The organism is Bacteroides sp. Ga6A2 (genome assembly GCF_000702225.1).
GTDB lineage: Bacteria > Bacteroidota > Bacteroidia > Bacteroidales > Bacteroidaceae > Ga6A1.
Window position 1 is genome coordinate 104,502 of the sequence record NZ_JNKX01000014.1, and the last position, 11,077, is coordinate 115,578.

Sequence of the window (11,077 nt, forward strand, 5' to 3'; positions counted from 1 at the left end):
TAAAACCAAACTTTAACAAAGAGAATGATTGAATATAAAGATGAAAAAAGTCGCGAATTAGCCACACAGTCGATTCCGAAGTTGATGCTCAAGTATGCTGCTCCGGCAATCATATCTATGACGGCAATGTCATTGTACAACATCTGCGACTCGATTTTTATAGGTAGAGGGGTTGGGGCTCTTGCTATAGCCGGATTGGCAATTTGCTTTCCGTTGATGAATGTCTTGGCGGCATTCTGTTCGCTCACGCTTGTAGGCTCGGCGGCTCAGGTGTCGGTAATGATGGGTGCAAACCAGCGCGACGATGCACAGAAGATATTCGGCAATATGCTTAGGCTTGAGATTGTGCTCGGACTGGCGGTAACGGTGTTGGGACTTGTTTTTCTCGACCCGTTGCTCGTGCTTTTCGGTGCCACGGACAAGACATTGCCTTACGCGCGCGATTATATGCAGATATCGCTTTTGGGCACCGTGTTCGCTTACGCTTTTCAGGGAATGTCGGGGCAGCTCAGAGCCACGGGTAGTCCGGCACAGGCAATGAAGGCTCAGATTATAGCCTTGATTTTCAATCTGGTACTCGATGTGCTGTTTATCTTCGTCTTCGATTGGGGAATTAGGGGAGCAGCCATCGCCACCGTAATAGGACAGGTGTTTGCATTTGCATATTGCGTTGCGCTGTTCAAAGACAAGTCGCGCTATGTCTATTTCACTAAAGAGGGCTTCAGGTACAGTTGGGAGAAGATAAAGGCTATTCTTTCAATCGGAGTTTCGCCTTTCTTGGTAAGCATCTGCGGATGTATAATCGTAGTTTTCATAAACCGCGCGCTCATAGAGCAGGGCGGTAACGACTGCGACTTGTATATCGGTGCATACGGAATAGTAAACCGTATAACGCAGTTCATCATAATGGCTGTTGCCGGATTCTCTTCGGGATTGCAGCCTATAATCGGATTCAACAACGGAGCAGGACTCTACAAGCGCATAAAGGAGACATTGTACCAGTCAATCCGTGGAGTAACAATATTCATGACACTCGGCTACGCTTTCGTGGCATCGTTCCCGGCGGCTTTGGCATCTCTGTTTACAAGCGACTATAAGATGATAATGTTTAGTGTAACTGCCATGCGCATTGCATTGTGCACGTTTCCTATCATCGGAATACAGATGATGAGCATCGTGTTCTTTCAGGCAATACGAAAGCCGCTTTCTGCCATCATTATATCCCTTACAAGGCAGTTGCTCTTTCTCTTGCCTATGCTTGTTATCCTGCCCGAGATGTGGGGTGTTGATGGCGTGTGGTGGAGCATGGCTATTGCCGATGTGCTGAGTGTTACGCTCGCAACGGCAATGTTGTTTCGCAAAGTCAGAAACTTTAAGGAAAAAATATGAAAAAGATTTTTTTAGCTGTTTTTGCGGCTATTCTGATGCTTGTATCGTGCAACGATAAAGGCAGACAGAACGGAGCGCAGGGCGAGGTGGAGGTGAGTTTCGACTCGCTCGGAAACGTGATGGGCGACACGGTAGTGTATGCCGACAGTTTCGTGGGTAAGTTCTTTAAGTTCCGCTATGCGCTGCTTGTTGAGATGCCTGTTGGCTCGGACGACATTCACGACAGCATTGTAAAATGGGTTGCCGACGAGTACGACCCGGAGCATCTGTACAAGGGCGACAGAACGAAGCTCGACTCTCTCTTTCTTGTACGCACCGAGCACATGAAGAAGGAGGTGAAGGACACCGATGACGAATTTGGCTCTGACGGCAGCGAGAACCCGGGATTTGGCGATGGCATCGACAGCACCTCGGTAGTAAAGATATGGGAGAACCGCGAGTTCGTAACCTACGGCTATTCTTGCGATTATTTCTTCCCCGGAGCGGCTCACGGCTCGTATGTGTTCTATGCCGCAACGTTTAACAAGCACGACGGCAGTCGCGTAAAGACTGAGGATATGTTTACAGACAATGCAAAACTGCTTTCGTATATAAAGCGCGGTCTGATGGAATATTTCGAGGCGCGCTCAATAGAGGAACTTTATGATAATCTTCAGTTAAGCGATACCAAGGATGTTCCGCTGCCTCAGCATGGCTTGTGGATTGAGGAGGGCAAGGTTGTTTTCCAATATCAGCAGTACGAGATTGCGTGCTATGCTGCCGGACTGCCGGGTGGCTCGATAGATTTGAAGCTTATCTCTCCGGATATGGTTACGCCGTGGTTCAAGGATAATTTCTGTCCGTGGCTTAACGATGCCAGTTCTGCCAGCAAAATTCCTAATTGACAATTTTTTTAATTGAAATTTGAAAGTTGAAAATTGAAAAAATTGGATTTTGAATTCAGAATTGACAATTGACAATTCATAATTGATAATTCACAATTCATAATTGGGCAATGGCTGGGTGAGTTTTGGCATTTAATTTCCATTTTTACCAGAAAGAAATATCCGCAATGTTAGTGAAGAGGCATTGCGGATATTTTTTTGTTATTCAACAATCTTTATTGCTACCGATTTTATCTGTTGCCAGCCGGCTTTGTCGGTTAGTCTAATCATAAAATGATAGTCGCCCGTGTCGATGTTTGTCGGAATCTTTATGTCCTCGCGAGCAGAGAACGACTTTTGTCCGTCGGGAATGTTGAAATCTTGGTTAAACTTCCACGGATTCTGCTCCTTCTTTACATCGTCCATGCTGCAAGTCGTTGCCGACGTGCTGTGCGTGTGGTGGTCGAAGTTGTGGTGAACTTCGATGTTGTACTTGCCCAGCTCGTCGTTGTCGGTAAAGACGTAGCTGAACGGAATCGTCTCGCCGCGGTGATACACTTGGCAGTCGATAGGGTTGGCTGTGATGCCCTGCTCCGATATCTCTGGATAGGTCATATCCTTCTCATCGTCGTCAGAACTGCCGCACGCACAGAGTGCGCACAGCAGTGATACTGAAAAAAGTATTTTCTTCATTATTTTCTATGTTTAGTCGTCGTGATGGTGGTCGTGCTCATCTTCATCATCGTCGTCGCCGTCGTCCTCAACAATGTTCAGCTCGCTCTCTACGGTTGTCTGCTGACCGTTCTTGTCTGTTACGGTAAAATGAAGGTGATATTCGCCCAGAGGAGCCTCGGCTGGAATGTCGATATGCTCGTGGAACTCGGTGTTGCGTATGCCGATGTATTTTCCGTCGGTGTAGCTCTTTTCAATCTTGAACGAGCCGCCGTTCTCCTCGTGAATCTCAACGTCGATACGCTGAATCAAGCCCTCGGCAACCACGTCTGCCTCAAGATGAAGGTCGTGCCCAGGATGGCAGTGCTTGGTGTTGTCGTGTCCCACTTCGGTAAGCGTTATTGATGGCTTTGCCGGAAGGTCGTCGTCATCGTCGCCGCAAGAAGTTAGGAACATTGTTGATGCACACAGAAAAGCCATCAGAAGGCTCATGAACTTAATATTTCTCATTTTTTTCTTTCTTTAATAATTGTTTAAAAATCCAAGCCTATCATTGCCGACAGATTGCGTCCCGGTTCGGGAACATCTATCAGACGATAGTAGCTTGTGTGGTTGTAATATCGTTTGTTCAGCAGATTGTCTGCATGCAAGGCGATTTTCAGTCTGTTTTTTCCTACCGCAAAGTGCTTGCCTGCCGATGCATTCAGCGTGCAGTAACCGTCGGTAGGCTTTTCGGGCGGAACAATCTCATTCTGCGCGCCCACAACGTGTATGCTGAGCTGCGCAAAGCCTTCGCCCTTCTTCTCGAACTGATATTTTATGCTCGCATCGCCCGACCACGGAGTAGAGAAGGGTAGAGTGTAGCCTTTCTTTGTACCCGATTTCTGACGAGCATACAGATATTCGCCCTTCAGTTCGGCCTCCCAGTGCTTGCCGATGCTGTATGTAGCCTGAGCCTCGAATCCGTAGCGCAGAACTTTGGCTTGGGTGTACTGATAGAGTTGCAGCCCCTCAACATAGTCGGCCGTAGGATTCAGATATATATAGTTCGGAAAAAAGTTGACGTAAGGGTCTATCTGTATTGCCAGACGCTTGTCAGACCAATGTATTCCGGCATCCAACTGATACGATTCTTCGGGATTGAGCGACTTGTTTCCTCGCTCATATCTGAAGATGTGATAGTTGATGCCGTCGGCTCCCAGTTCCTTAGGTATAGGCACGCGGAAACTCTTGCCCACGTTAGCCTTCAGCACCCATCCGCCAACCGAATAGTTTATTCCGGCAGACCATGTGATGCTGTTGAAGTTGCGCGTGGCAGCCTCGGAACGTTGCTTGTAAACCGAGTCGGAAGCCGATACTGGCGTTTTGTACCAGTCGGAATAACTGTGTATGCGTGTGCGAGAGAAGTCGTAGCGCACGCCAGCGTTCAGTTTGAGATGCTCGCCGATGCTGTGCTTGTCGAACACGAACGCGCCCGTGCTCACCGATTCGAAGTCGGGGATGATGAAGCCCCAGCCGTCGCGTCGGTTATGCTGATATTCGCCGTTCACGCCAATGTTAAGTGTGTTCTGCTCGCTCAGAATCTTCTTCAGCGAGATGGCTGCGGTGTATGTGCTCTTGTCGAACACTCTCTCGTCCGTTCCGTCGGGCTTGGGCATGTAGCCGTGCGAGATAGGCTCAGAACATTCCTTGCGGTGATTGTTCTGGTATGCCAGACGGATGTCTAACGCCGAGTTCTCGCTTTGCCAAGCCGTGTGGCTGAGCACCTTCAGATGGTTCACGCTCTGTAGCGGCAGGTCGATGTCGCGACGGCTCTTGTCGTAGTCGATGTTGGATAGTCGCACCTCAAGACCATGCGCGTTGGCAAAGAATCCGCTTCGCGAATAGTTGTCGGATATGCGCACGTCGGTGTGGAAGTTATATCCGGCATAGCCAAGCGTGATGCTTCCGTCGCGCTCCGTTCCGGCTGTGTTGCGCAGTCGCTGCTTGTGCAGTTTAATATAGTACGAGTAGTACTGAATGCTGTCTGCCGGAATCTTGTAGTCGGCATAGTTGATGAGCGTGGTGTTGGCACGATAGAAGAAACGCCCTATGCGTCCGCCAATCTTTGCTGATAAGCCCATCTGCTCGTTGTTTGTGCGACCGAACACCTGCACTGCGCCCTCGAAAGGCTTCAGCGGAATGTGGTTGGTGTAGAGGCTCAGCACGCCGCCTATGGCATCGCTGCCGTAGAGTAGGGCTGCCGGACCTTTTATCACCTCAACGTGGTCTATGGCAAACTGGTCAATCTCCAGTCCGTGGTCGTCGCCCCACTGCTGTCCCTCGTGCTTTATGCCGTCTTCGGTCACCGCCAGACGGTTGAATCCCAAGCCCCTTATTGTTGGCTTAGACTGTCCGCTGCCAATGCTCATAGCCTTCACGCCCGGCACTCCCTCGAGTGTCTGCATAAGGCTTCCGGCAAAGTTGTTCTCCAGAAAGTCACGGTTCACCTGCACACTCGTCTGCGACGAACGCATAAGGTAATCTCTCTTCGATTGCCCTGTTATGGTTACGTCGTCGAGTGATACAATAGTATCGTTGGCAGCGCACGCAATGAGCGTCGCAGCCAATAAGTTTGCTATCATAAGATATTGGTCTGTTTGAAAAAATCAAGAAATGAGATTATTCCCTTTTGATTAAATCAGACAAACCGGAGGTGCGCGCGGATTTACGATGCCTTTGGCGCGGACGCAGACAAACGGTGCTGCATCAGCCTTGAAGGCAAGGATAAGATTTAGGTTGATGAAAAGAGCCACGGCTGTGCCCGTGAGGTAGGGCAGCGAGAAGAGTTGACACAGAAGACAGGTATGTGTGAAGCCCTGTGCGCTCGATATGTGCCCGGCGTGCGGAATGTGCTTTACGCACTCAACGCACTCGTCCTCGTGGTGGTGTGTGTCGTGGTGATGAACGTGTATAGCCGACAACAGAAGCATTGGCACGAATACTCCGAGAAGTATCCATGCAGATATTTTTCTGCGTGTCGTTATTTTTTTCATTTTCTGATGCTATACCAAAATTCAGTGCGGCAAAGTTACTGCTTTTTTTGTGAATAAGATAAAGAATTTGTTTTTTTGTCTGTCGGATGAAGTTTTTGTTGTGCATTTTTAAGAAAAACGGATTAAAAACAGAAATGTTTTGCCGATATGATTAAGATTGCTCGATGAGGTTTGTTGCTGGTTTTAGAAAAAAGTTTGGTTGAAAGTGTAAGATTTTTTTTTCTAAAAGATTCTTAAAAATGTTATTTATTGTAGATTTTTATTGTAAATATTGTTTTTTTGTGTAATTTTGCATTTATAAATAGTACTATTTGTAAATTGTAAAGCAATGCCTGAAGCTGTAAGATGGCATATCTAATAAGGTTTAATGAAAAAATATTTTTGTTGCTACCATGCATTTATTGCTGATGGCTATATAAAGTATAACGAGGGGGAAGACCCTTATTATTTGCATTTGAATTATGGTTGGGGTGATGGTAATTTTCATAGAGATGCATATGTACTCAGTGCAAAAAAATCTTGGAAAATAGAAGAAGCTCGAGAAGAATACAAAAGGCAGAATATAATTTATCACTATGACACTAAGTATTTTACATACGCATATACGAACGAAGTTAATTGGTAAAATATGAAAAAAATATTGTTTTTTATCTTGTCAGTTTTCTGTTTGCTGACATCATGTCACGAGGATATAATAGGGGGAAAAGTGCCATGTTCTAACAAAACTTATTTTAGAATTTCTGACGGAACAGATACATTAATGTTTGTAAATAGAGGTTATTTCGAAATTATTCAAGTTTCTCTCTTAAATAAAGAGGATGGTGCGTATATTGGCGCAGTGGGTTGTGGAGGCTCTGTTATGAATCTGATAGTTCCAGGGGAAAGGGAAAATCAAATTGTTGAATGTAATGGAGATAAAGCTTCTATTATGTATCATGACAAGAGTGTACTTAGTGTTAAGAGAACAGGTGAAATTGTAGATACTATTGATTTGCATGGGTATTGTTTAATAACCCGAATAAAAGACAAGTCGAAGGCTTTGACTTCATACGAGATTAAGCCTTATGATAATGTAAGTGATATTCCTTATCATGTGGGTTTGTCGGTTGCGTCAGACGATACAGAAGGATTTCTTGTTGTATCTCTCTATTAATAAATAAGAAAAAGCCATTTCAAGATTCAAAATAGAGTCGAGAAATGGCTTCCTTTTTTGGAATTTTTATTCCTTTTTTTACACATCTTCTGCCGAATTTCTCGCTCGAACTCTATTTGCTTGCAACCGAAGTGGCGCAAGATTTTTGCAGCTATTGGAGTCGGAAAAAACTTTAGTGTTTATATTCATTGTAATAAAAAAATTTTTCAGCGGTGGGATTTTCAAATTCCCAAGTTTTTCTGAGGGCGTGTCAAAATAGAGTCTCATTAGTGAGTGTAAAGAATTCTTCAATTTTCATCGTTGTAAATATCCAATTCGTCGAATTAAAGCTGCCAAAATTGAATCGTTTGGAATTCTTTTTCTCTTGAAACTACATTTTGACACACCCTCAACTGGGTATTATATTTTTTCTTTTCTTCTTACATCAATCATTCTTTTTTGAAAATTCCGTTGATGCTTGATGTGTGGTAGAGCATCTATAACACAAAATATCTGTAACAGACAAGAAAGAAACATGAAAATGTTAAGAAATGTAAATAATGTTTGTATGATTAGAAAAAATGGTAATTTTGTAGCCTGATTTTACAAACAATATTTTCGGAATAAGCATAAAGAGAAGGTGAAAAATGACTAAACATCTATTCTGCATAGTTTCTGTACTTTTGCTTTTATCGTGCAACGGTGGCGAAAAAACGCAAGTAAAGAAATCGCACAACAATCGCCACGAATATGTTGATTTGGGGGTGAGCGTATGCTGGGCAACGACAAACATTGGTGCCGACGAACCTACTGATTTTGGCGACTATTTTGCATGGGGCGAAATCAAACCCAATAAAGAATATTATCACGAAAGTACATACAAATTCTGCAAGAAAAATGGTACGATGTTCGGCATGCCACTTTATGATTATACCAAATATGTTACAGAGCACAACACCCGAGGCTTTTACGACAACAAACTCGAACTGGATGCCGAAGACGATGCCGCATCGGTGCTGTGGAAGGATGATTGGCGTATGCCTACCGAGGCTGAACTAAAAGAACTGCGAGACGGATTTAACTGTAATTGGATATGGATTGCAGAAGGAAACACTGAGTTTAAAGGCGTTGCCGGATTTAAGGTTGTAAGCCGAAAGAAAGGCTATGAAGGCTCGTTTATATTCTTGCCGGCTGCAGGAGAAATTATTCTTGAATTGAAAGATGCTGGCTTTTTAGCTTACTGGTCAAAGTCGCTAAATTCGTTGGGCGAAATATATGCAGAGCCTTATGCTTTGGAATTAGATCCTTACTCGTTAAATAACTATAGCGTTGATTCGGATGTTGTTCCACCGAAAACAGTTAGAACTTTGGGAGCGACTATCAGACCAGTAAAAACAAAGAATAAATAAACCGAAAAGATGAAGAAAATACAATATTTGTTTGCATTTGTTTTTATAACCATCTCATGCACTTCGGAAAAAACAACGGAAATGGATTTTGATATGATACAAGCTGAAAATCGTTGTAGTGAAATGATGGAGGAATTCTATCAAAACCATTTAAGATATCCCAGAAATTCAAAGGATTATTGCCGTTGCTTTTATGCGCACGAAAAACTAAATAATTTCAAATGGGCACGTCTGCTTTCAGATAAACCGAATGTTACATTTAGCTCGCTTGAGGATTATAATGAGTTTATGGATTCTGTCTATACGTCTCAAAAGAAACTTTATCGCGATGCTGCTCCAAATTTTACATGGCAAGTCTTTTACAAAAACAACTCAGATAACGATATTGTTTGTAAGGACGGATTGGTTCGATTCGAAAACCATAGCGATGGCATTACATATTATACTTATGATATCAGAACAAGTTTGCGGAGGGTTCTGCTTCATGAATACGGATACAAACTATATTCAGAAGGTGAGTTGAATGATATTTGCCGTGCATTGTCTGTAAGAATGCGCAGTAAGGATTCTATATTGATAGATTTGCCAGAAACTGTTTATGACAGATTTAAGACAAGTAGGGATTTGTCAAGAATTGCAGATTCTGTTCTTTCACAAGGTAATAAAAAGCCGCAGAACGCAAAATTCCGTTACATGGGAATAAGATACCACCGTGGCGGAAAAATGGAAACAGTAGATAGAAGTCTGGCATTACCAGATGAAATAAAGAATTGCAAGCAACTTGTTCATTATATGGACTCGTGTGTAAATTTAGACAAGCGGGTGGACTTTATCCAATTCTATTATCGTTATTATTCCGCTGAATAGTTGGCAACTTGTTGGCTAATTCCGTTTAACCCAAATCGGTCGTTAGAAGTACATAAATCCGTGGTTAAGTTTGTAAAGCCTTGAAAGTAAGCTACTTGTAAGTTCGTTTTTCTAATGGTGGTCATTAGAAAATTCAATTTGTAAAGTGTTTGTTATCAAACGGTTATGAAAGTAACCACGAAAATAGCCATCCTAATAACCGATTTGGGTTTAATTACGCGAGTTCGGGATAAATGGGCGACCGCGGGAGTGTTTTTGATTATAGACTCTATGTTAATTTCAATTGTAAAATAAACAGAAGAAAGCCATCACTTACTTTGGCTATTCCCAACATATAGCCAACATATAGCCAACATATAGCTTACATATAGCCTACATATATCTTTTTCCCTTCTCATCTCGAATCTACCCCCTTGCTACCTCCTTGCTACCCCCTTGCTACCTCCTTGCTATCCCCTTGCTACCTCCTTGCTACTATCTTGCTACCTTCTTGCTACCTTCTTCCTACTATCTTGTTACATACTTCCTTCTGGCTTCCTTGAACATACCCTTAATGTTGCTTCATCGTACCTTGGACGTACCTTGGATGTATCTTGGATGTACCTTGGACGAACCTTGGACGTTCCTTGGACGTATCTTGAATGTACCTTGAATCTACCTTCCCTCTACCTTCCCACCATTTTGCATTTACCAAAAGGATAATTCGCGATATATCATAGTTTTTTTGCCGATTCTGAATAGTTGGCAATTTGTGGGTAAACAGCGTTCAGAAGAACGGAGTTTTGGAAAAATAAACAGAAGAAAGCCGCAGGGAAATTTGCGGCTTTCTTGTATCTTTGACTTGTCATCATATAATAGAATCAGAAGAATGTCTTTTCAAGTCTAAAATCATGTGCTTATTTTCTGAGTTTAAGTGATCTTAAATTGTATGAGAGAGCAAGATTTATTGAAGCAACCTTGCCGATGCCTCTGAAATAAGTATAAGAAACAGATGGGGTTAGGCGCAATATTTGATAGTTGCTGCAATGACCGAAGAGTTGACTGCCCGTCAGCATTACGCTTTTGGCTAAGACAAAGTCGATATTTATTCCGGCATTAAATTGTAAGCCGTTTTTTTCTCTGTTGTCATCTTTATTTAGGGTTGTATAGTAGCCTTGAACTCCCAGTCCAAGGAATGGACAAAGTTTGACCCTGCTGCCGTTGTATGCTCTTGTTCCAAATCTGGCGGAAATCATGCACATGTTGAGTTTTTCGCCTTTTTCAATCACTCCTTTGCTTGTATTGATATCTCTCTTTGCGTTGCCTCCTGTTTCTATTTGCATATCTGTGCAAACAAAGAATTTTTTGTTGAAATAAACTCCAAATCCAAAGAGGGTGTGTCAAAATAGGCACATCCTTTTTTATATCAAAGCCCCGACTTTCTCAAGCCAGGGCTTCGTTATGTCGTAAAGTTTTCGTATCTTTACAACATGCAATATAAAATGCAACAAAGATACCACTTTCGTCCGTATTCTCCAAATCAGACGATACTTTTTCCTCAGAGAATCGACAAGGACATTGCCCAGGACGACCCAGTCCGTCTTGTGAGCAGCGTAGTTAACAGTTTGGACTTGAGCGGTCTTCGCAAGCTGTACAAGGAGCGTGGCCGCAGCCCTTACGACCCGAAGATGCTTCTGGCCGTAGTCATCTATGCCTACATGAACAACATAT

The 11,077-nt window shown here is 43.4% G+C and carries 12 protein-coding genes; 7 read left to right on the forward strand and 5 right to left on the reverse strand.

The window, feature by feature from the left end; genetic code table 11:
- The first annotated feature begins 24 nt into the window (after positions 1-24).
- Together T538_RS0104605 and T538_RS17595 are read left to right on the forward strand one after the other, a co-directional pair.
- A complete protein-coding gene (locus tag T538_RS0104605; RefSeq protein WP_031532413.1) occupies positions 25-1,389 on the forward strand; it encodes an MATE family efflux transporter in 1,365 nt (454 codons plus the stop codon).
- A complete protein-coding gene (locus tag T538_RS17595; protein WP_051663818.1) occupies positions 1,386-2,273 on the forward strand; it encodes an RsiV family protein in 888 nt (295 codons plus the stop codon). Before T538_RS0104605 ends, T538_RS17595 begins: the two co-directional genes overlap by 4 nt.
- Positions 2,274-2,474: 201 nt before the next feature.
- Here T538_RS17595 and T538_RS0104615 read toward each other — a convergent pair whose 3' ends face one another.
- From T538_RS0104615 to T538_RS0104630, 4 genes are read right to left on the reverse strand one after another with little or no spacing between them, the layout of a single operon-like run.
- A complete protein-coding gene (locus tag T538_RS0104615; protein WP_031532415.1) occupies positions 2,475-2,945 on the reverse strand; it encodes a DUF4625 domain-containing protein in 471 nt (156 codons plus the stop codon).
- A 12-nt stretch (positions 2,946-2,957) separates the two neighbouring features.
- Complete coding sequence (locus tag T538_RS0104620) at positions 2,958-3,434, reverse strand: DUF4625 domain-containing protein (RefSeq protein ID WP_051655877.1); 477 nt, start codon at positions 3,432-3,434, stop codon at positions 2,958-2,960.
- 23 nt (positions 3,435-3,457) lie between these two features.
- Positions 3,458-5,548, reverse strand: coding sequence for a TonB-dependent receptor (locus tag T538_RS0104625; protein WP_031532417.1), 2,091 nt, complete (start codon positions 5,546-5,548; stop codon positions 3,458-3,460).
- 51 nt (positions 5,549-5,599) lie between these two features.
- Positions 5,600-5,959 carry a hypothetical protein gene (locus T538_RS0104630; RefSeq protein WP_031540846.1) on the reverse strand — a complete coding sequence of 120 codons (360 nt, stop codon included), beginning with the start codon at positions 5,957-5,959 and terminating at the stop codon, positions 5,600-5,602.
- A gap of 367 nt (positions 5,960-6,326) precedes the next feature.
- Here T538_RS0104630 and T538_RS18795 point away from each other — a divergent pair, with 367 nt between their 5' ends.
- From T538_RS18795 to T538_RS0104650, 4 genes are all read left to right on the forward strand, one after another.
- Positions 6,327-6,584 carry a hypothetical protein gene (locus T538_RS18795; protein WP_031532419.1) on the forward strand — a complete coding sequence of 86 codons (258 nt, stop codon included), beginning with the start codon at positions 6,327-6,329 and terminating at the stop codon, positions 6,582-6,584.
- Between the two features lie 3 nt (positions 6,585-6,587).
- The gene (locus tag T538_RS0104640) at positions 6,588-7,112 is read left to right on the forward strand and encodes a hypothetical protein (RefSeq protein WP_031540847.1); all 525 of its coding nucleotides are present in this window, start codon (positions 6,588-6,590) and stop codon (positions 7,110-7,112) included.
- Positions 7,113-7,738: 626 nt separating this feature from the next.
- The gene (locus tag T538_RS17600; protein WP_051663819.1) at positions 7,739-8,500 is read left to right on the forward strand and encodes a hypothetical protein; all 762 of its coding nucleotides are present in this window, start codon (positions 7,739-7,741) and stop codon (positions 8,498-8,500) included.
- A gap of 9 nt (positions 8,501-8,509) precedes the next feature.
- Positions 8,510-9,367: a hypothetical protein gene (locus T538_RS0104650; RefSeq protein ID WP_031532423.1), complete on the forward strand. Its 858-nt coding sequence runs from the start codon at positions 8,510-8,512 to the stop codon at positions 9,365-9,367.
- A gap of 896 nt (positions 9,368-10,263) precedes the next feature.
- Here T538_RS0104650 and T538_RS0104660 read toward each other — a convergent pair.
- Positions 10,264-10,689, reverse strand: a complete 426-nt coding sequence (locus tag T538_RS0104660) for a hypothetical protein (protein WP_031532424.1) — start codon at positions 10,687-10,689, stop codon at positions 10,264-10,266.
- Positions 10,690-10,848: 159 nt separating this feature from the next.
- Here T538_RS0104660 and T538_RS0104665 point away from each other — a divergent pair.
- Positions 10,849-11,077: hypothetical protein (locus tag T538_RS0104665; protein WP_031540851.1), on the forward strand; the 229-nt coding region annotated here is incomplete at its 3' end.

Bases quoted from the DNA above. Each gene is read 5' to 3' on its own strand.
- T538_RS17595 (WP_051663818.1), top strand. From the start codon at position 1,386: ATGAAAAAGATTTTTTTAGCTGTTTTTGCGGCTATTCTGATGCTTGTA.
- T538_RS0104630 (WP_031540846.1), bottom strand. From the start codon at position 5,959: ATGAAAAAAATAACGACACGCAGAAAAATATCTGCATGGATACTTCTC.
- T538_RS0104605 (WP_031532413.1), top strand. From the start codon at position 25: ATGATTGAATATAAAGATGAAAAAAGTCGCGAATTAGCCACACAGTCG.
- T538_RS18795 (WP_031532419.1), top strand. From the start codon at position 6,327: ATGAAAAAATATTTTTGTTGCTACCATGCATTTATTGCTGATGGCTAT.
- T538_RS0104650 (WP_031532423.1), top strand. From the start codon at position 8,510: ATGAAGAAAATACAATATTTGTTTGCATTTGTTTTTATAACCATCTCA.
- T538_RS0104625 (WP_031532417.1), bottom strand. From the start codon at position 5,548: ATGATAGCAAACTTATTGGCTGCGACGCTCATTGCGTGCGCTGCCAAC.
- T538_RS0104640 (WP_031540847.1), top strand. From the start codon at position 6,588: ATGAAAAAAATATTGTTTTTTATCTTGTCAGTTTTCTGTTTGCTGACA.
- T538_RS0104615 (WP_031532415.1), bottom strand. From the start codon at position 2,945: ATGAAGAAAATACTTTTTTCAGTATCACTGCTGTGCGCACTCTGTGCG.
- T538_RS17600 (WP_051663819.1), top strand. From the start codon at position 7,739: ATGACTAAACATCTATTCTGCATAGTTTCTGTACTTTTGCTTTTATCG.
- T538_RS0104660 (WP_031532424.1), bottom strand. From the start codon at position 10,689: ATGCAAATAGAAACAGGAGGCAACGCAAAGAGAGATATCAATACAAGC.
- T538_RS0104620 (WP_051655877.1), bottom strand. From the start codon at position 3,434: ATGAGAAATATTAAGTTCATGAGCCTTCTGATGGCTTTTCTGTGTGCA.